Origin of the sequence: Thiobacillus sp. SCN 63-57, assembly GCF_001725555.1 — a bacterium.
Lineage (GTDB): Bacteria > Pseudomonadota > Gammaproteobacteria > Burkholderiales > Thiobacillaceae > Thiobacillus.
The window spans coordinates 57,224-78,030 of record NZ_MEGP01000014.1; the positions used below are offsets into that span (position 1 = coordinate 57,224).

Sequence of the window (20,807 nt, forward strand, 5' to 3'; positions counted from 1 at the left end):
CATGATTCGTCGCATCATCAACAAAGTATTTGGCCGTAAACCGCGCACCGACGGCTCCCGGGCGCAGATCCTGCCGCTGTCCGCACACGGCATCCGCCGTGACCAGCTCGACGACTGCGCACTCAAAACCTGCGAAACCCTGGCACAGGCCGGGTACAAGGGTTATCTCGTCGGCGGCGCGGTGCGCGACCTGCTGCTGAACATGACGCCCAAGGATTTCGACGTCGCCACCGACGCCACACCGGAAGAGGTGCGCAGGTTGTTCCGCCGCTCGCGCATCATCGGGCGGCGCTTCCAGATCGTGCACGTGATGTGCGGACGCGAGACCATCGAGGTCACGACCTTCCGTGCCAATGGCCAGAAGGAGACCGAAGAGGACGACGAGTACGCTGCCGGCGACAAGTCCCCGGCGGCGCACAAGCGCCTGACCGACGAACACGGCCGCCTGCTGTCCGACAACGTATTCGGCAGCATGGCGGACGACGCCGCGCGCCGCGACTTCACCATCAACGCGCTGTATTACGATCCGGCGCGCGAGGAAGTGCACGACTATTTCGGCGGCGTGGCCGACTGCAAGAAACGTGTGCTGCGCATGATCGGTGACCCCGACACGCGCTACCGCGAAGATCCGGTGCGCATGCTGCGCGCCGCGCGCTTTGCCGCCAAGCTCGACTTTCACATCGACCCCGACACGCGCAAGCCGGTGGCGGCGCTGGCGCCGCTGCTCGCCAACATTCCGCGCGCGCGCATCTTCGACGAGGCGCTCAAGCTGCTGCTCTCCGGCCACGCCCTGCGCGGCGTCCACCAGCTGCGCGCCGAAGGCCTGCATCACGGCATGCTGCCGCTGCTGGACACGATCCTCGACGATCCCACCGGCGAACGTTTCATCAATGCCGCACTGAAGAGCACCGACGAGCGCATTCAGTCGGACCGGCCTTCGTCGCCCGCCTTCCTGTTCGGTACGCTGCTGTGGCCGCAGGTGCTGCTGCGCTGGCGCGCGCTCGAGGCCGCCGGCGAAAAGCCGCAACCCGCCCTGTTTGCCGCGATGGACGAGGTGCTCGATGCCCAGCGCAGCCAGCTCGCCATCCCGCGCCGCTACGACGGCATGATGAAGGAGATCTGGGCGCTGCAGCCGCGCTTCGAACAGCGCGGCGGACAACGCCCCTACCGCCTGCTGGAGCATCCGCGCTTCCGTGCCGCCTACGATTTCCTGCTGCTGCGCGCCGAATCGGGCGAGGTCGCCGCCGAACTCGGCGAATGGTGGACGCGTTTCCAGGAAGTCGGCGAAGACGAACGTGCCCGCATGCTGCTGGCCGACAACGCGCCCAAGCCACGCCGCAAGCGCAAACGCAAGAAGCCGGGCGAAGCCGCCGGTGAGACGCAGCCCGCATGAAGATCACCGCCACCATCGGCCTCGGCGCCAACCTCAACGACCCGGCAGCGCAGGTGGAGTACGCGCTCGCCGAGCTCGGCCGCCTGCCCGGCACCCGGCTGCTGGCACGTTCCTCGCTGTACGCCTCGGCGCCGGTCGGCCATGTCGATCAGCCCGACTTCATCAACGCGGTGGCGCAGGTGGAAACCGAATTGGCGCCGCGCGCGCTGCTCGCCGCCCTGCTGGATATTGAGCACCGCCACGGCCGCGAGCGCAGCTTCCGCAACGCGCCGCGCACGCTCGATCTCGACCTGCTGCTCTACGGCAACGCACATTTCCACGAAGACGGCCTGACGCTGCCGCATCCGCGCATGCAGGAACGCGGCTTCGTGCTGCTGCCGCTGCTGGAGATCGCGCCTGATGCCGTGATCCCCGGCCACGGGCGTGCTGCCGACTGGCTCGCCGCCTGTGCCGACCAGAGCGTGGTTGTTGTCGCTTCAGCGACTTTACAACCACGGCCTCCCCTTTACGGGGAGAATGTGGCCGCACTCCCCCCTCCTCCCGCCGCTGCCGTCAACGCATGAGTCTCTCCCGTTACCGTTACATCGTTGTCGAGGGCCCGATCGGCGCCGGCAAGACCAGCCTCACCTACAAGCTAGCCGAGCGCATGGATGCCGACACGCTGCTGGAAAATGCCAGCGACAACCCCTTCCTGCCACGTTTCTACCAGGAGCCCAGGCGCTATGCGCTGCCGACACAGTTGCATTTCCTGTTTGACCGCTCACGCCAGTTGCGCGATCTCGCCCAGGGCGATCTGTTCCGCGCCGGCACCGTGTCGGATTTCCTGATCGACAAGGACATGCTGTTTGCGCGCCTCAATCTCGACGACGACGAGTTCGAGCTCTACCAGAAGGTCTACGCCGACCTCGCGCTGCAGGCGCCGACGCCCGATCTGGTGATCTACCTGCAGGCACCAGTCGACGTGCTGCAGGAGCGCGTCAGGCGCCGCGGCGTGGAATTCGAGCGCGGCATGGATGCCGGTTATCTGCAGCGCCTGGCCAACAGCTACAGCGAGTTCTTCCATCGCTACGAGGCCGCGCCCCTGCTCATCGTCAACACCAGCAACCTCAACTTCGCTGAAAACGAAGCCCACTTCGAACTGCTGCTGGAACGCATGGACAAGATGCGCGGTCCGCGCGAGTTCTTCAGCCGGGCGGCCTGAGCTACCCTTAAGTCACACCATGGCCGTCACCCTGTCCACCCTCAAGGCAATGCGCGAACGCGGCGAGAAGATCGCCGTGCTCACCTGCTACGACGCCAGCTTCGCGCGCGTACTCGATGCCGCCGGCGTCGAGGTGCTGCTGGTCGGCGATTCGCTCGGCATGGTGGTGCAGGGACACACCTCGACGCTGCCGGTGAAGCTTGCCGAGATGACGTACCACACGCGCTGCGTCGCCGCCGGGACCGAGCGGGCCCTCATCGTCGCCGACCTGCCTTTCGGCAGCTACCAGCCTTCGCCGGAGCGTGCGTTTTCCGCCGCGGCACGGCTGATGGCTGCGGGGGCGCACATGGTCAAGCTGGAGGGCGGCGCAGTGATGGTCGACACCGTCGCCTTCCTGACGCAACGCGGCATCCCGGTGTGCGCGCATCTTGGCCTGCTGCCGCAGTCGGTCAACCAGCTCGGCGGTTACCGGGTACAGGGACGCGAGGATGCGGCCGCCGCGCAGCTGGTCGCCGACGCCCGTGCGCTGGAAGCCGCCGGCGCCGGACTGATCGTGCTGGAAATGGTGCCCGCCGCGCTCGGCCAGGCCATCACCGAAGCACTCACGATTCCGGCCATCGGCATCGGCGCCGGGGCCGGCTGTTCCGGCCAGGTCCTGGTGCTGTACGACATGCTGGGCCTGTATCCGCGCGCACCGAAATTCTCGAAGAACTTTCTTGCCGGCGCCGACGGCATCGAAGCCGCCGCGCGCGCCTACGTCGCCGCGGTGAAGGACGGCAGTTTTCCTGGTCCCGACCACGCCTTCTGATGCAGGTCCTGCATACCGTCGCCGAACTGCGCACCGCGCTCGCCGGACAGACCCGCACCGCCTTCGTGCCCACCATGGGCAACCTGCACGCCGGCCATGTATCGCTGATCGAACTGGCCAAGCGGCACGGCCATCCGGTTGTCGCGAGCATCTTCGTCAACCCGCTGCAGTTCGGTGCCGGCGAGGATTTCGAGCGTTACCCGCGCACCCTCGCCGCCGACTGCGAGAAACTCGCTGCCGCGGGCTGCGACCTGGTGTTCGCGCCCGACGTCGACGCGCTCTATCCGGTCCCGCAGGATTTCACCGTGCAGCCGTCCGACGCGCTGACCCGGGACTTGTGCGGCGCCTTCCGTCCCGGCCATTTCGCCGGCGTGGCGACGGTCGTGCTGAAGCTGTTCAACCTGGTGCAGCCGCACGTGGCCGTGTTCGGGAAAAAGGATTTCCAGCAGTTGCGGGTCATCCAGGAGCTGGTCCGGCAGTTCAACCTGCCGATCGAGATCGTGGCGGGCGACACCCTGCGCGAATCCGACGGGCTGGCGATGAGTTCGCGCAACGCCTATCTCGGCGCGGCGGAACGCATCCAGGCGCCCCAGCTGCAGCGTGAACTCGCAGCCATCGTGGCCGCCGTCCAGGCAGGCGAACGGGATTTCGAAGCCTTGTGCGTCACCGCCGGCCGCCACCTGAAAATGGCTGGCTGGCGGGTCGATTACGTGGCACTGCGCGACGCCGCGACCCTGCAATCGCCCATGCCCGACAGTGCCCGGCTGGTGGTGCTGGGCGCGGCCTGGCTGGGCTCGACCCGGCTGATCGACAATATTGAGTGGGAAGCGGTGAGCGGTGAGCGGTGAGCAGCTGCAACCATTCACCACTCACTGCTCACCGCTGTATAATATGAGCCCTTTCTTATTGAGGGCACCGTCATGCAAAGAACGATGCTCAAGTCCAAGCTGCACCGGGCGACCGTCACGCATTCCGAGCTGCATTACGAAGGCTCCTGCGCGATCGACGAAACCCTGCTGGACGCGGCCGACATCCACGAATACGAGCAGATCCAGATCTACAACATCACCAATGGCGAACGTTTCACGACGTATGCCATCCGTGCCGCGCGCGATTCCGGCATCATTTCGGTGAACGGCGCCGCCGCGCACAAGGCGAACCCGGGCGATCTCATCATCATCGCCACCTATGCGGTCTACAACGAACTGGAACTGGCGCGTTACGCGCCGGAACTGGTGTATGTGGACGCAGACAACCGCATCATCGACACGCGCCAAGCGATCCCGGTTCAGGCCGCGTAAGGCAAGCCCGATGGCGAATAAAAAGGCCGGGGAAACCCGGCCTTTTTCTATGGCATCGCGACTGATTTGTTTCCGGGGTTTCGAGGACTGCTGACCTGATGACAGCAACCGGCCATAAGCGGTCATCTCAGCATTTCTCCCACAGCGGCCATTCGGTCCGGATTATCATTACATATGCGGACATGCAGCTTCGATGAACCGACCATGAATCAAGCAGTTAGGGCACAGCGGCATCTTCTGCGAATAATATGGACCCACCGGTCTGGTGAATAACTGTTAGCGGTCTCAAATGACTCAGCGTGTGCCCTGTTCTCGATGTGGAGAGCTAATTCTTCCTGATACCGCTGCCAAGAACGCGGGGCTTTGCATGCCCTGTAAAGGTGGCTACCAGGAACGGATTGAGGAAGGAAAACGACAGCGGCAGCGTGAGCGCCAGTACGAGCAGAGCGCCGAACGAAAATACTGGCTTGATCTTGTCCATCGTATTTTCAATACCCAAGAGGGTTTCGCTGGACTTGATCAACCGGAAAAGACTTATTACGCCGTGTCTTGTCTGATCGGCGAGGTATACAACGGCGGCTTCGATCAGTTTTTCTCCAATAGCAGTGGCGAGTTGTATGGACTCGCGCTTGATGGATTGTTCGAACTGGAGGCGGAGAAATCAGCTGCATTGTTGGTTCAGGCAAAGGAAGTTCTATTTGGCGACAGGTTGGTTCCACTCGATCGATCCAAACGACTTGATCTGATGCCCACAGTGGGGAATGACTCGCACCCCGCCTGGAAACAGCTCGATGCACTTGATAAGGCGTTCTATAGTGATCCGGATCAGTTATCAGAAAGGTGCAAGGCGTATGCGATCGAGCATCACCTATACACCGACAGCTAACACTACGCTCCAATGGACAGGTCAAAAGCTGCGCTTTTGCCCTGCCCCTGAGCTCGAACGTTGGCCATCATGAAGCGACTTTTGGCGCTGATAGGTTTTTTGGTCGCCTCACAAGTGTGGGCCGGAACGGGCAAATGCCCCGAAGCCATGCCAGCGGATGTCGAGATGAAGTTGCTTCCAGTGCTGACCGCACGAGATGAGGCCGCGCGTAAAAACGATTGGTGGGACAAAAGCTATGAAGAAGCCTTTGGCACGCTGCTGGCAGCAAATGATCCGGCCTCAAAACAAGCACGTGTCGCGCTCATGGACTATTACGTTGGTGAAGCATACGGTGAGGAACTCGTCTGTGCAGTTGCGCTTGATGGTACGGAGATGGTCAGCTTGCTCAAGCTGTATTCCCAGTGCGACATTGCTCCATCAAAGTCAGCCGTTCCCCGCAACCGCACGCTGCCGCTGCGCACCTATGCACTAGAAATGCTGAAAGCGGGTCATGTCAAAGAGAGTTGCACATACGAATGATGGCCAACAAGGCGCTGCACCGGACGTAGTTGTCGGTGAGCTTGAGCGTTGAACGTCTGCTTTTCAAACCGGCCAACTTCCGCTTAGGGTCGGTAGAGGTCACTCAGCACACACCAACCATCCCGGCTGTACAGTCCTGCCCCGCCCATTGCGCGACTGCCGGTCCTACGTAAGCTTCCAGATATCCGCGTTGTACTCCTGCATGGTGCGGTCGGTCGAGAAGAAGCCGCTCGACGCCGTGTTGAGGATGCTCATGCGCGTCCAGCGCGCCTCGTCCTGCCAGGCCTGGTCCACCCGCTCCTGCGCGTCGACATACGTCCGGAAATCCGCCAGCACCATCCAGGGATCGTTCGGGCTCATCATGGCCCCGATGATCATGTCGAAGATGCCCGGTTCGCAGGGGTTGAAATGGCCGGAGATGAGCAGGTCGATCACCTGGCGCAAGGCCGGGTCGCGCTCCATGTAGGACAAGGGCTGGTAGTGACCTCGCAGTGCCTCGACTTCGTCGGCGCGCAGGCCGAACAGGAAGAAGTTGTCCTCGCCCACGGCATCGAGAATCTCGATATTCGCCCCGTCGTAGGTGCCGATGGTGACGGCGCCGTTCATCATGAATTTCATGTTGCCGGTACCGGAGGCCTCCTTGCCCGCGGTGGAAATCTGTTCCGAGAGGTCGGTGGCCGGCGCGATGATTTCCATGCTGCTCACCCGGTAGTTGGGCAGGAAGGCCACCTTGAGCCGGCCATTGATGTCGGGATCGTTGTTGACCACGTCGGCGACGCTGTTGATCAGCTTGATGATGCGCTTGGCCATCACATACCCCGGTGCGGCCTTGCCGCCGATCAGGACGCAACGGTTGACTGAGCCCTCCAGGTGCCCGTGCTTGATGCGGTTGTAGAGATGAATCACATGCAATACGTTGAGCAGCTGGCGCTTGTATTCATGGATGCGCTTGACCTGTACGTCGAACAGGGCGGACGGATCGAACGTCACGCCGCATTCGGCTTCGACCAGCGCGGCTAGCCGCACCTTGTTGGCACGTTTCGCGGCACGCCACTCGGCATGGAACGCCTCGTTTCCGCTCGCCGCCAGGGGTTTCAGCCTGGCCAGGTGCGACAGGTCGGCAATCCAGTCTTCGCCGATTTTCGAACTGATCAGCGCCGTCATGTCGGGGTTCGCATGCGCTACCCAGCGGCGCGGTGTGACGCCATTGGTCTTGTTGTTGAACTTGTGCGGCCAGAGCTCGACGAAATCGCGGAACAGCCCTTCCTTCAACAGGCGCGAATGCAGCGCCGCCACGCCGTTGATCGAGAAGCTGCCGACGATGGCCAGCCACGCCATGCGTATCTGGCGTACCGGTTCTTCCTCGATGATCGACATGCGGCGCTGGCGGTCGATGTCGCCCGGCCATTTGATCGCCACCTGGCGCAGGAAGCGGGCGTTGATTTCGTAGATGATTTCCAGCGGGCGCGGCAGCAGGCGCTCGAACAATGCCACCGGCCAGCGTTCCAGCGCCTCGGGCAGCAGCGTGTGGTTGGTATAGGCCATGCACCGCGAGGTGATCGCCCAGGCTTCGTCCCACTGCAGCCGTTCGTCGTCGAGCAGCAGACGCATGAGTTCGGCCACCGCGATGGTGGGGTGCGTGTCGTTCATCTGGAAGACATTGTGCTCGGCGAATTTCATCAGATCGTTGTTGCCGGCCGCGCGCCACTGGCGCAGCGCATCCTGCAGGCTGGCCGACGCCAGGAAATACTGCTGGCGCAGGCGCAGTTCCTTGCCGTTTTCGCTGCTGTCGTTCGGATACAGCACCATCGATATGTGCTCGGCGTGATTCTTCGCCTGCACCGCCTCGGAGTAGCTTCCGGCGTTGAATTCGTTGAGGTCGAACACGTCGGTGGCGGCGGATTTCCACAAACGCAGCGTGTTCACCGCATGATTGCGGTAGCCTGAGATCGGCATGTCGTAGGGAATCGCCAGCACGTCGCTGGTGTCCGCCCAGCGCGTGCGGGGAATCCCGGCCTTGTCGTGGAAATGCTCGGTGTGCCCGCCGAACGGCACGCGGCAGGTGAATTCGGAACGCTCGACCTCCCACGGATTGCCGTCGCGCAGCCAGTGGTCGGGTTCCTCGACCTGATAGCCGTTTTCGATGTCCTGGCGGAACATGCCGTATTCGTAATGAATGCCATAGCCCATCACTGGCAGGTTCAGGGTGGCGCAGCTGTCCATGAAACAGGCCGCCAGCCGGCCTAGACCGCCATTCCCCAGCCCGGCATCGGTTTCTTCCTCCGCCACGGCCTCGAGCGTCTGGCCGAAGCTCTGCAGCGCTTCGCGCGAGGCCGTGTCCAGCCCCAGATTGAGCACGTGGTTGGACAGCGCGCGGCCGATCAGGAATTCAAGTGAAAGGTAATACGCGCGGCGCTTGCCGGGCTGGTCGCGCTCGGCATAGGTGTTCATCCAGTCCGACATGAGACGGTCGCGCAGCGTCCAGGCCAGCGCATGATAGGTATAGACGGTGGGACAGCCATGGAACCGCCCCAGATGGTAAAACTGGTAACGCTGGAAATCCTCGGTCAGCGCCTCGCTGCTGTCGGGCAATTGCTTGAGGGCGACGCGGCTGGGAGAGACAGGTTTCTCATCTGGCATGGTGGTTCCCGCTGAGTTCAAGTGGAATAGAGTGCGAGGTAATGGCCGGCGCTATCCGCCCAGTCGAACGACTGGCGCATGCCGTTCTGCTGCAGGCGGCGCCATTGCGTGGGCTGGCGGTACAGGTCGAGCGCACGCCGGATGGCCTGCAGAAAAGCTGCCAGCTCCGGCACGTCGAACACGAAGCCGGTGGCGCTGCCGGCGGCCAGATTCTCCGCATCGGCGTCGACCACCGTGTCGGCCAGGCCGCCGGTCTTGAAGACGATGGGCGGCGTGCCATATCGCAGGCTGTACATCTGGTTGAGTCCGCACGGTTCGAAGCGGGACGGCATCATGAACAGGTCGGCGCCCGCTTCGATATGATGGGCCAGTGCCTCGTCGTAGCCGATCTCGACGAATACACGCTCGGGATGCTGCTTGGCCAGGCGCGTAAGTTTATGCTCGTATGCAGCCTGGCCGCTACCGAGCAGCACGAAGCGCACATCGGTCTCGGCCAGCAGCACCGGGATCGCCGCCAGCACCCAGTCGATCCCCTTCTGCTCGACCAGCCGCCCCACCAGTCCAAGCAGCGGCGCCTGCATCGCGTCGTCGCCGGCGCGCGGCAGGAAACGCTCGATCAGTGCCTGCTTGTTGCGCCGCTTGCCGGGCAGAATGCGGCTCATCGAATAATGCGCGGGCAGGTGCGGATCGGTGGACGGGTTCCATATCCGGGGATCGATTCCGTTGAGAATCCCATGCAGCTTGTATTGCCGGGAAAGCAGCAGTCCGTCGAGTCCGTAGCCGAATGCCGGCGTGCAGATTTCTGCGGCATAGGTGGGGCTCACGGTGGTGACGGCATCGGCGTAGACGATGCCCGCCTTCAGCATGGACAGGCCGCCGTGGAATTCCACGCCCTCGGACGACCACCATGGGCCGGGAAGCTGCAGGCGGACAAAATCGGTATGTGAAAAATAGCCGCCATAGGCCAGATTGTGGATGGTGAACACGGTTTTCGGACGTCCCGGCTGGTCGGCCAGGAACGCAGCCACCAGCCCGGTCTGCCAGTCGTGCGTATGCACCACCGCGGGCTGCCACCCGATATCGAGCGCATCCTGCGCCAGCAGTGCGGCGACCCGCGCGAACACTGCGAAGCGCTCGGCGTTGTCCGGCCAGTCCTGGCCATTGGCGTTGACATAGGGATTGCCCGGGCGGTCGAACAAGGGCGGACAGTCGATCACCCAGAGCGGGAACGCAAAATCGGGATGACGCGTTTCCAGGATGCGTGCACTGACGATGCCTTCGGCACCGCGCACGTCGAGCCAGCCGAGAATGCGCACCTGGTCGAGCTGGCGCAACAGCGCCCGGTAGCCCGGCAGCACCAGACGGATATCGGCGCCGCGCGCCTGCAAGGCATGCGGCAGGCTGTAGACCACATCGCCCAGCCCGCCGGTTTTCACCAGCGGGTAGGCCTCGCTGGCGACAAACAGGATTTTCATTGCTCCGCGTTTCATTATTGGTTTTTGTCCCTAATTTTATTGGATCGAATCAACTACAGGGTTTGAGAAAGATCGCCCCCAGCGGCGGCAGTGTCACTTCGACGGAATGGTCGAACCCCATCCAGGGCAGATTCTGCGGGTGCAGCAGCTGGCCGTTGCCGAGGTTGCTGCCGCCGTAATACATCGAGTCGGTGTTCAGCATCTCGCACCATGCGGTGCCCGACGGCACGCCGATGCGATAGCCCCGACGCGGTACCGGCGTGAAATTGAGCAGCACCACCATCTGTGCGGACGCATCCTGCCCCTGCCGCACGAGGCTCAACACCGACTGGTCGGCATCGTGGCAATCGATCCAGCGGAATCCACGCGGATCGAAGTCGAATTCATGCAATGCCGTCTCGCTGCGATAGAGCCGGTTCAGATCGCGCAGCAGCGCGCGGATGCTGTCATGCGCGGGAAACTCGAGCAGCACCCAGTCGAGCTGGCCGGCTTCCTTCCATTCGTTCCATTGGCCGAACTCGCTTCCCATGAACAGCAGCTTCTTGCCCGGATGCGCGTAATGCCAGGCGTAGAACAGACGCAGGTTGGCAAAGCGCTGCCAGACGTCGCCCGGCATCTTGTCGAGCATGCTTTTCTTCATGTGCACCACTTCGTCATGCGACAACGGCAGCACGAAGTTCTCGGTCCACGCATACATCTGGCTGAAGGTCAGCTGATTGTGCTGGTACTTGCGGTAGATCGGCTCCTTCTCGATGTAGTCGAGGCTGTCGTTCATCCAGCCCATATTCCATTTCATCGAGAAGCCCAGCCCGCCAAGCTCGACCGGACGCGATACCGCCGGCCACGCGGTCGACTCCTCGGCGATGGTCAGCACGCCAGGGAAGCGGGCGTGCACTTCGGTATTCATCTCGCGCAGGAAGTGCACCGCTTCGATGTTCTCGCGCCCGCCATACTGGTTCGGCAGCCATTCGCCCGGCTGCCGCGAATAGTCCAGATACAGCATCGAGGCGACCGCATCGACGCGCAGGCCGTCGATGTGGAATTCGTCCAGCCAGTAGAGCGCATTGGCCACCAGAAAATTGCGCACTTCGTTGCGGCCGAAGTCGAACACCAGCGTACCCCATTCCTGATGTTCGCCACGGCGCGGGTCGGCGTGTTCGTAGACCGGCTCGCCGGTGAAACGCGCCAGCGCGAAATCGTCCTTCGGAAAGTGTGCGGGCACCCAGTCGAGCAGCACACCGATGCCGGCCTGGTGGCAGGCATCGACGAAGGCACGGAAGTCGTCGGGCGAGCCGAAGCGTGCAGTCGGCGCGTAATAGCCCGACACCTGGTAGCCCCACGAGGCATCGAGCGGATGCTCGGCCACCGGCAGAAGCTCGATGTGCGTGTAGCCGAGGTCCAGCACGTAGGGGATCAGCTCGGTCACGAGCTCGCCCCAGGTATAAAAGCTGCCGTCGGCATGCCGCCGCCAGGAACCGGGGTGCAGTTCGTAGATGCTGACCGGGCCGTGCTGCCAGTCGAATCGGGCCCGGGCCTCCATCCAGCCGCCATCGCCCCATGCATACGGCGTGTCGTCGGGCACGCGGCTGGTGGTCTCGGGACGCAGGAACATGTGCCGCGCATAGGGATCGGTCTTGGTCACCAGCTGGCCGTGGCTGCCGAGAATTTCGAACTTGTAGGCGTGGCCGGCATCCAGGCCGGGGATGAACAACTCCCATACGCCGGACACGCCGCGGCAGCGCATCGGATGGCGGCGGCCGTCCCACGCGTTGAAATCGCCCACCACGCTGACGCGCTGCACGGCCGGCGCCCATACCGCAAATAGGCACCCGTCGACGCCGTCGATGGTCTTCAGCCGCGCACCCAGCACCTTCCAGACTTCCAGGTGCCGTCCTTCGCCGAACAGATGCAGATCCATTTCGCCCAGTTGCGCGTCGAAGGTATACGGGCATTGCGTGGTATGCCAGTCGCCCCGCCCCTTGTCCTGCCAGCGCAGCAGCGGATGCCTCTCGGCTGCGCTGTCGTGCGGCAGGAGCAGTTCGAAACAGTCCGTTCCGGCCACGCGTGTCATGCGCGCGCCGGTCGCCGCGAGTTCGACGGCCTCGGCTGCTGGAAGGAAGACTCGGATCAGGACACGTCCGTCAGGCTGCAGATGCAGCCCCAGCACTTCGAACGGGTCGTGGTGCGTGCCGGCCTGCACCCGCATGATCGGCGCACTGACGATGGGCAGGGACGCGCCGGACAAGGGCTGAAGTGGCACATTCATGGCGTGGGCAGAGTCTCGCATCGATTGGCTTTCTGTAATTGTTGTCGTAAACGGGGCGCCAGGTCGGACGCCAGCGCATCCCATTCAAACCGCCAGGCCCAGTTGCCGCTGTCCGTGCCAGGCGTATTCATGCGCGCCTCGCTGCCGAGGTGCAGTACATCCTGGAGCGGCAGCATCGCCAGGGCGGCACGACTTTCCAGCACCGTGGCCATCATCGCGTCCAGGACTGCGTCGGGATCCGAGATGCCCAACCGCTGCATGACTTCGGGCCGGACATGATCGGGCAGCGTGCGCCACCAGCCCAGCGTGGTGTCGTTGTCGTGCGTACCGGTGTAATACACCGTATCGGGATGCACATTCTCGGGTTTGTGTGGGTTGTCGGCATGGGCGTCGAATGCGAACTGCAGCACGGACATGCCGGGTAGCCCGAACTGGTGCCTCAACGCGGTCACGTCCGGCGTGATGATGCCGAGATCCTCCGCCACCAGCGGCAAGTCCTGCATTTCAGCGCTGATTGCCCGAAGCAGCGCCGCGCCAGGAGTCGCACGCCACTCGCCATGGATGGCGGTCGGTTCGCTGGCCGGAATCGTCCAGGCCGCGCACAGCCCACGGAAATGGTCGATACGAACCAGATCGAACCACTCGAAATGGGCACGCAGCCGAGCCCGCCACCAGGCGAAGTCGTCGGCCTGCATCACGTCCCAGTTGTAATGCGGATTGCCCCAGCGCTGCCCCGTTTCGGAAAAATAATCCGGCGGCACCCCGGTCACCACGGTGGGATGTCCCGTTTCATCCAGCAGAAACAGATGCCGCTGGGCCCACACGTCGGCACTGTCGTGCGCAACGAAGATCGGCATGTCACCGAACATCCGGATACCGCGTTCCGCTGCCGCCGCACGGATGGTCTGCCCCCGTACGGCGGACCGATACTGCTCGGCCATGACGGCTTTCAGTGCATCGGCATGGCTGACGTCGAACGCGGACAGCGTCTGCGCATCGCGATCGCGCAGTTCACGCGGCCAATCGGTCCAGGGAGCGCCGCCCTGCTCCTGCTTGATCACCATGAAGCGCGCGTAATCGTCCAGCCAGTGGTACTGCTTCTTGCGCCAACTGGAGAAACCGCGCATGTCGGCGCGCGCGCCGGGAAACAGCGCAGGATTGACCGCAAACGCCGAAGCACACTGGTAGGGGGACAGTCCGGACAGCGGAATGCCGAGCGGCAGCATCTGCCATACCGTGATGCCGGCCGCCTGCAGGAAATCCAGCCAGCGCTCGACGTCTTCCAGCGCGCAGGATGGCAGCGACGTCGGGTGCAACAGAATGCCGGCGCGGCGCGTGTTGAAATTCATCCGGCATTCCTACGCATGGTGCCGGCGTTTTCCGCCCAACCGCCGCCGCTCGACAGCGGCACATCCAGCAGGGCTGGCGGCGCGACGCCCAGCAGACGATACAGTTCACGCAACTGGGTTCGATACAGCTGCTCGAAATCGCTGACGCTGCTTGCCGGGTTGTAATCGCCGAACCACCAGAACCAGTCCGAGCCCTCGCAGACGGCGAGCTGGCGGGTCGCCAGCGCCAATTGATCGGCATTCAGCTTCCCGGTCGCCACCACGCTGTCGTAGGCCTGCTTGGCGGCGACCAGATAATCCCAGCCGCGGTTCTTGTCGTCCGAGCCGATCCAGGTCGAAAAGCTGCCGTATACCCAGCTGCCGGCCGCCAGCCGCTTCATCGGCTTCGGCGGGATATGCGCAACCTGTTCGGCAAAGGTCCCGACCTTGAGCGCGGGATGATTCGACAGCGCCGCATACAGGGAATTCAGGAAATGGTGACCATTGTCGGGGTAATACTCCCAGGCATTCTCGCCGTCGAGAATGACCGAGACGACATGCCGGTTCGCATCCTTGCCGAAAAAGGTGGCGATATTCTCCAGGTGCTGAACGAAGTCGCCCACCGCGTCGTCGGCGTGCCAGTCGCTGTACTTGAAGCCGATCAGATCCGACAGGCCGTCGTCACGAAAAAAGACCCGCGTCTTGAAGCCGTCGACCTGGGCCGGCGAGAACAGCGCACGCTTGGTTTGCGTCTGCTCGGGCGGGCATCCCGACTTGTCGCAGCTGTTGCGCCATACGCCCTCGCCCGACGCCGTCCAGGCAAAATTCATCTTGTCGAGCTGGGCCAGCGCATCCTCGCTGACGCCGCCTTCCGACAGCCACACGCCGGCTGGCTTCATGCCGAAATAGCGCTCGAACACCTCGACACCATGCTGCAGATGCCAGCGCGAACGCTCCGCCCCGCCCGGATAGCCGGGTGCATCGGGAACAGGGGCGTCGGGCATCGCATCGCGCAGGTTTGAGAAATCGTTCAGCAGAGGCACGATGGGGTGGCCGTAAGGCGTCATCGACAACTCGATCTGGCCGCGTTGGGCAAGCGCGCGATAGCGCGGAATCAGTCCGGCGATGCAGTGCTGCATCAGGTGCAGCAACTCGTGGCGATCCGCTGCCGAATAATTCTTTTCCTGCGCCATCAAGCGCCGTACCAGCGGCAGCTGTCTGAGCGAATGCCCCAGCCAGACGAGGTGGTACCAGGTCAGCAGATCGAGAAAATACTGCTCGGACAAATAGCCCATCAGCCAGGGAAGTCCGGCGCTGTCGCCACTCGTCTCGTCAGCCACGCCGATCATGCTCAACAGACGATGGAAGGCAGGGTACGGGTGGATCATGCGCGTCGCGTTGCAGCGCTGGCAATCCCGCACGATGCGCAAACGGCTGGTGGCATCGGACGGGATGCGTTCGACCCCGGACAGCAGGTTCAGCATGTGGTCCTGGGTGGGTTTGCCGTGCTTCAGCAGCACGTCGAGCTGCTGGGCATAATCGTCCAGTTGTTCCAGCAGCACCGGCGCAAAGTTGACTACCGTACGCATCGCCGGGTAGCGCTCCAGATGCGCGGCCATGTCGCTGTAATCCTTGATGCCGTGCAGGTACACCCAGGGCAGGTGGTAGGCGCCCTTGAGGCCCTCCCGGTAATACGGCTGGTGCATGTGCCAGCACAGCACCACATTGAGCGATTTAGCCGTCGTAGTCATTCTGCAGTCTCGCGTAAAGGTTCTGGCCGAGCATCGCGGGCGTCACCAGCACGATGCCCTCGGGCGTGACGTGGAAGCGCTTGGCGTCTTCCACCAGGTCCTCGCCGATGACCATGCCGTCGGGAATGACCGTCCCCTTGTCGATGATGGCGCGGGTGATGCGGCAATTGCTGCCGATCGAGACCTTGGGCAGGATCACGCTGTCCTTGATGAGGCTGTAGCTTTCCACCGTCGTGGCGAAAAACAGCACCGAACGCTTGACCCGCGCGCCCGACAGGATGCAGCCTCCGGCGATCAGCGAATCGATCGCTTCGCCGCGCCGCCCTTCATCGTCGAAAATGAATTTCGCGGGGGGATATTGCGGCTGGTAGGTCCAGATCGGCCAGTCGCGGTTGTACAGGTTGAGCTCCGGCTCGATCGAGCACAATTCCATGTTGGTCTGCCAGTAGGAAAACAGCGTCCCCACATCGCGCCAGTAGGCGGGCTCGCCATTTCGATCGCGGAAAGGAAAGGCCATGGCGCGGGCTTCGCCGATGTTGGCGGGAATGATGTCCTTGCCGAAATCGTGACTGGAGCTGGTTTTTCCCGCATCCTCGATCAGCGTCTTGTAGAGGAAGTCCTTGGAAAAGATATAGATGCCCATCGATACCAGGGCGGTCCCGGGTTTGCCGGGAATACAGTCGGGATCCTTGGGTTTTTCGGTGAAGCGGGTGATGCGCATCTCTTCGTCGACCGACATCACGCCGAATCCGCTTGCTTCGGCAGCCGGCACCTCGATGCTGCCGACGGTGAAATCCGCACCGGTCTGCACGTGGTACAGCAGCATCTCCGAATAATCCATGGTGTAGACATGATCGCCGCCAAGCACCAGCACGTATTCCGGGTGATGGCGCTGCATGATGTCGATGTTCTGGAACAGCGCGTCGGCCGTCCCCTGGTACCACTCCTTCTTGTGGGTACGCTGCTGCGCGGGCAGGATCTCGACGAACTCACCGATCTCGGCACGCATGAAACCCCAGGCGCGCTGCAGATGCCGGATCAACGAGTGCGACTTGTATTGCGTGAGCACGCCGATACGGAGAATCCCGGAGTTGACGCAGTTGGACAGCGGGAAGTCGATGATGCGGTATTTGCCGCCGATCGGGACGGCCGGCTTGGCGCGCCAGGCGGTCAGGTCCTTCAGCCGCGAACCCTCCCCGCCCGCCAGCACGAGCGCCAGCGTCTTGCGGGTGAGATCGGTCACCATTTTCGGTTCGGTGTAATAGCGGTAAAGGCGTTCCTGTTCGGCCTTGGAAAGAGTCATAAACTGCTCCTCGTCTATCTCGTTATTGATTGCTGGACGGGACGGGGATGCTGTCCACGGGACATGGCCTGCCCCACTGCAAGCGCCCCCGCCACGCCCAGCCTGCTGCTGGTAACCAGAAAAATCGGCGTGCGTTCGACCACACTGCGCATGCGGCCCTTGGCAACGGCGGCTTCCATGAAGCGGGCGGACTGCATCCGCATGCGCAAATGCGCACTCACCCCGCCCGCAATATACAGGCCGCCATGGGGCCGATACAGCAATGCCACGTTGCCCACCCATGCACCGTACAAGTCGACAAAAAGATCCAGTGCGGCTTCAGCGGCGGCATCGCCCGATTCGGCGCGCACGGCAAGCTCGGCACCATCCACCACGCCATCGGGCAACGGCCGTTCATGCTCGATGCAGCAAAAGCGGTATAGATCGTTCATGGCCGAACCCGATGCCACGCGCTCCCAGGACACATGACCGTATTCTTCACGCAAGCGTTCCAGAAGCCGCACCTGGATCGGGCTGGCCGGCGCAAAGTCGATATGTCCACCCTCGGTCGCAAACGTCCGGTAGTGCCCGGTGTCGTCCGCCAGCATGAAGGCGAGACCGAGCCCCGTCCCCGCGCCCGTGACGACGCGCACGCCGCCTGGCTCGGCCGGCTGCGAATTGAGCGCGACTCGGTCGGCCGTCGACAGGACGGCCACCCCCGTGGCAGCAGCTTGAAAATCATTGATGAGTTGAACCTCGGCGATACCCAGCACAGCCTGCAGCGAGCCTGCATCGACCGTCCAGTCGAGGTTGGTCAGGCGCACCTGCTGCGCATGCAGCGGCCCCGGCAACGCCAGGACCAGCCGATCCGGGCGGGGCATATCCTGTGCATCGGCGATGAACTGCCGCAACAAGGCTTCCGCAGACGCAAAATCGGCACTGGCATACACCCGTTCGAAGCGCAGGCGCATCGCACCGTCCGCCTCGCCGGTCGTCCAGGCCAGCCAGCTTTTGGTTCCGCCAATATCGCCTGCAATCAACTCCATCTTCGAACTATAGGCCAGTGCGCGGATGACTCATGCGGCGATAGTAATTGATCAACGCGTTGGTCGAGGCATCATGCCCCGCCACCGGTGCGTCGGCATGCAACTCGGGCAGGATGCGACTGGCCAGCTGCTTGCCGAGTTCCACGCCCCACTGGTCGTATGAATTGAGATTCCAGATCACGCCTTCCACGAAGATCTTGTGCTCGTACAGTGCGATCAGCATACCGAGCGCATGCGGCGTCAGCTTCTGCAACAGGATCGCGTTGCTGGGGTGGTTGCCGTCGAACACCTTGTGCGACACGAACTGCCCGGTCTGCGCCTGCGTCTCCTCGCGCGTGCGGCCGCGCATCAGCGCCTCGGTCTGCGCGAGGAAGTTGGCGATCAGGATGTCGTGATGTTCCTGCAATTCGGTGTGCGATTCGACCGACACGATGAAATCGGCCGGGATGATCTTGGTCCCCTGGTGCAGCAGCTGGTAGAACGCATGCTGGCCGTTGATGCCGGTGGCGCCCCAGACGATCGCGCCGGTGGGATAGTCGACAATATTGCCGTCGCGGTCGACCGATTTGCCGTTGCTTTCCATGTCGGCCTGCTCCAGGTAGGCCGGCAGGCTGCGCAGGTAATGGTCATACGGCAGGATCGCGCTCGTCCATGGCGTGGGCGCCCTCCAGTAGCTCGACGAAGCGCTCTGCGCCCACCGCCAGCACGATCGACAGCCCGATCGCCGACCACAGCGAATAGCGTCCGCCCACCCAGTCCCAGAATTCGAACATGTTGGCGGGATCGATGCCGAAAGCGACGACCCCGTCGCGGTTGGTCGACACCGCCACGAAATGCCGTGCGATGTGCTTCTCTGCCTGCGACTGCGCCAGGAACCACGCACGCGCATAGTGTGCGTTGGTCATCGTCTCCTGCGTGGTGAAGGTCTTGGACGACACGATGAACAGGTACGGCTTCAGCGCCTGGTAGACCATTTGCGGCCCCAGATCAGAGCCGCCGATGCCGATGTTGACGACATCGGTGATGCGCTCGCCGGTGTAGCCGCGCCACTCGCCGCTGCGCACCCGTTCGGCGAAGGCGCCCATGCGCTCGATCACCGCGTTCACCCTGGGCATCACGTCTTCGCCGTCGACGACGACCGGATGATTGCTGCGGTTGCGCAGGGCCACATGCAGGACCGCGCGATTTTCGGTGTTGTTGATCTTGTCGCCGCTGAACATGCGGTCGCGCCAGCCGGCCACGTCCGCCTCCTCGGCCAGCCGAACCAGCAGACCCATGGTCTCGTCGGTGATGCGGTTCTTCGAATAATCCAGCAACAACTCGCCGACCTGCAGCGAGAACCGCTCGAAGCGCGCCGGATCGGTTGCGAATAGGTCGCGCATATGGGCCGCCGCCATGATGGTCTGATGCGCTTTCAATTGAAGACAGACCGGGCGATGCAGCGGTCCCGTCACCTCATCCTGTTTCTCTTTCGCGAATCCTGATGATGCCATGCAGTGTTTCTCCCTACCGGAATGGGCCACGCCATTTGGCTATGGCATTCGATGCCGCCCGATCGTCATCAAGCAACGGCTGTGCCACTGACGACAAGAAAAATGTCATCACTTGATTAACCATAGGAAAAATTGGTGATGGGCACATGACAGGCCAACATGCCGCCCCAAAAATGCGCCCCGAATCCTCGATGCCGCCATAAGACAGGGACGAGCATGCACCCAAAAAGTGCCCTTGAAGCGATCTATCTACCTGCGCACGGATTGGTACGCTCCTTGCTGCACCATGAATAGGCACAATGCTGGCGGTCAGGCCTTCCAATAAAAAAAGACAACTCATTGTTTTTACTGGGCCTTGATCGTGGACCGCACAGCCGTCCTGTTAATCGTTCGGCAGTGGATGCCGAAAACTCGGAGAGGTGGAATATGCATGTTTTGATCACGGGCGGCGCAGGATTCATCGGATCGCATCTGACAGAGCACCATTTGTCGTTGGGCGACCAGGTCTATGTCGTCGACAATTTGAGTACGGGCTCGCTTACGAACATCGACCCCTTCCGCGGCAACCCTGCCTTCCGCTTTGCCGAGGCCGACATCCTGCATTGGAATGGCCTCGACAAAGCCGTCGCCTGGGCCGATCGCATCTACCACATGGCCGCGGTCGTCGGCGTGAAAAAGGTACTGGAGGACCCGGTGGCCGTGATGGCGACCAACATGACCGGCACCGAACGGATCCTGCGCGCCATCCAGCAAGGAGGATGGAACCCGCAGGTCATCATCGCCTCGACCTCGGAGGTGTATGGCTTCAACACCAGCAGCAGTTTCTCCGAGATCGACTACATCGTACTGCCCTCCGCCGGCCGCCTGCGCTGGGCCTATGCCGTGACCAAGCTGGCGGACGAGTTCCTCGCCTTCTCCTATGCCCGCAAATACGGCCTGAATATCGTGGTCGCGCGGCTGTTCAACACCATCGGCCCCAACCAGGTCGGACATTACGGCATGGTGGTGCCCCGTTTCGTCAGGCAGGCGGTCAACAACGAGCCGCTCACCGTCTACGGCGAAGGCAACCAGACACGCTCGTTCTGCGACGTACGCGACACCGTGGTGGCGCTGGATCGCCTCGCCGGCTGCCCGGCGGCCTGGGGCGAGGTGGTGAACGTCGGCAACGACCAGGAGATCTCCATCCACGACCTGGCCTCGCTGATCGTGCAACGCGCACACAGCAGCTCGCCTCTGCACTACATCTCCTACAAGGATGCCTACGGCGAGGAGTTCGAGGACGTCACACATCGGCGTCCGGTGCTCAACAAACTGCGGGCGCTCACCGGATTCGAACCGGAATGGAAGCTGAACGACACCCTTGACGACCTGATCGCGCGCGAATCCGCGAAGATCCGGCGCGTCGCCTAGAATAGACG

16 protein-coding genes and 1 pseudogene are annotated in these 20,807 nt (G+C 62.8%); 9 read left to right on the plus strand and 8 right to left on the minus strand.

The window, feature by feature from the left end; genetic code table 11:
• The first annotated feature begins 1 nt into the window (after position 1).
• The 8 genes from pcnB (at position 2) to ABT23_RS06735 (ending at position 6,108) form a co-directional block, all read left to right on the plus strand.
• The gene (pcnB, locus tag ABT23_RS06700; RefSeq protein ID WP_296632958.1) at positions 2-1,393 is read left to right on the plus strand and encodes a polynucleotide adenylyltransferase PcnB; all 1,392 of its coding nucleotides are present in this window, start codon (positions 2-4) and stop codon (positions 1,391-1,393) included.
• Entirely contained in the window at positions 1,390-1,956 is a 567-nt protein-coding gene (gene folK, locus ABT23_RS06705) for a 2-amino-4-hydroxy-6-hydroxymethyldihydropteridine diphosphokinase (RefSeq protein ID WP_296632962.1), read from the plus strand. The genes pcnB and folK overlap by 4 nt, the downstream gene beginning before the upstream one ends.
• Positions 1,953-2,594, plus strand: a complete 642-nt coding sequence (locus ABT23_RS06710) for a deoxynucleoside kinase (RefSeq protein WP_296632965.1) — start codon at positions 1,953-1,955, stop codon at positions 2,592-2,594. Before folK ends, ABT23_RS06710 begins: the two co-directional genes overlap by 4 nt.
• A 19-nt stretch (positions 2,595-2,613) precedes the next feature.
• Positions 2,614-3,402, plus strand: coding sequence for a 3-methyl-2-oxobutanoate hydroxymethyltransferase (panB, locus tag ABT23_RS06715; RefSeq protein WP_296632969.1), 789 nt, complete (start codon positions 2,614-2,616; stop codon positions 3,400-3,402).
• Positions 3,402-4,250, plus strand: a complete 849-nt coding sequence (gene panC, locus ABT23_RS06720; RefSeq protein ID WP_296632972.1) for a pantoate--beta-alanine ligase — start codon at positions 3,402-3,404, stop codon at positions 4,248-4,250. The genes panB and panC overlap by 1 nt, the downstream gene beginning before the upstream one ends.
• A gap of 72 nt (positions 4,251-4,322) precedes the next feature.
• Positions 4,323-4,703, plus strand: coding sequence for an aspartate 1-decarboxylase (panD, locus tag ABT23_RS06725; protein ID WP_296632975.1), 381 nt, complete (start codon positions 4,323-4,325; stop codon positions 4,701-4,703).
• A 367-nt stretch (positions 4,704-5,070) separates the two neighbouring features.
• On the plus strand, positions 5,071-5,589 hold the full coding sequence (locus tag ABT23_RS06730; RefSeq protein WP_296632977.1) for a DMP19 family protein: 519 nt from the start codon (positions 5,071-5,073) through the stop codon (positions 5,587-5,589).
• A gap of 69 nt (positions 5,590-5,658) precedes the next feature.
• Positions 5,659-6,108: a hypothetical protein gene (locus ABT23_RS06735; RefSeq protein ID WP_296632980.1), complete on the plus strand. Its 450-nt coding sequence runs from the start codon at positions 5,659-5,661 to the stop codon at positions 6,106-6,108.
• A 165-nt stretch (positions 6,109-6,273) separates the two neighbouring features.
• Here ABT23_RS06735 and ABT23_RS06740 read toward each other — a convergent pair whose 3' ends face one another.
• From ABT23_RS06740 to ABT23_RS06775, 8 genes and pseudogenes are all read right to left on the minus strand, one after another.
• Complete coding sequence (locus ABT23_RS06740) at positions 6,274-8,748, minus strand: glycogen/starch/alpha-glucan phosphorylase (RefSeq protein WP_296632984.1); 2,475 nt, start codon at positions 8,746-8,748, stop codon at positions 6,274-6,276.
• Positions 8,749-8,765: 17 nt separating this feature from the next.
• Positions 8,766-10,223 (minus strand): glycogen synthase GlgA, encoded by a 1,458-nt coding sequence (glgA, locus tag ABT23_RS06745; RefSeq protein ID WP_296632986.1) that lies wholly within the window; start codon positions 10,221-10,223, stop codon positions 8,766-8,768.
• A 49-nt stretch (positions 10,224-10,272) separates the two neighbouring features.
• Complete coding sequence (gene glgB, locus ABT23_RS06750; protein WP_296632988.1) at positions 10,273-12,489, minus strand: 1,4-alpha-glucan branching protein GlgB; 2,217 nt, start codon at positions 12,487-12,489, stop codon at positions 10,273-10,275.
• Positions 12,486-13,838, minus strand: a complete 1,353-nt coding sequence (gene malQ, locus ABT23_RS06755) for a 4-alpha-glucanotransferase (protein WP_296632991.1) — start codon at positions 13,836-13,838, stop codon at positions 12,486-12,488. Before malQ ends, glgB begins: the two co-directional genes overlap by 4 nt.
• Positions 13,835-15,568: a glycoside hydrolase family 57 protein gene (locus tag ABT23_RS06760; RefSeq protein ID WP_296632993.1), complete on the minus strand. Its 1,734-nt coding sequence runs from the start codon at positions 15,566-15,568 to the stop codon at positions 13,835-13,837. The genes malQ and ABT23_RS06760 overlap by 4 nt, the downstream gene beginning before the upstream one ends.
• On the minus strand, positions 15,552-16,871 hold the full coding sequence (gene glgC, locus ABT23_RS06765; protein ID WP_296632996.1) for a glucose-1-phosphate adenylyltransferase: 1,320 nt from the start codon (positions 16,869-16,871) through the stop codon (positions 15,552-15,554). The genes ABT23_RS06760 and glgC overlap by 17 nt, the downstream gene beginning before the upstream one ends.
• A 14-nt stretch (positions 16,872-16,885) precedes the next feature.
• On the minus strand, positions 16,886-17,896 hold the full coding sequence (locus ABT23_RS06770) for an ROK family protein (RefSeq protein WP_296632998.1): 1,011 nt from the start codon (positions 17,894-17,896) through the stop codon (positions 16,886-16,888).
• 7 nt (positions 17,897-17,903) lie between these two features.
• Positions 17,904-19,293, minus strand: a pseudogene (locus ABT23_RS06775) (glucose-6-phosphate isomerase).
• A 522-nt stretch (positions 19,294-19,815) separates the two neighbouring features.
• Here ABT23_RS06775 and ABT23_RS06780 point away from each other — a divergent pair.
• On the plus strand, positions 19,816-20,799 hold the full coding sequence (locus tag ABT23_RS06780; RefSeq protein WP_296633001.1) for an NAD-dependent epimerase/dehydratase family protein: 984 nt from the start codon (positions 19,816-19,818) through the stop codon (positions 20,797-20,799).
• Positions 20,800-20,807: the final 8 nt, after the last annotated feature.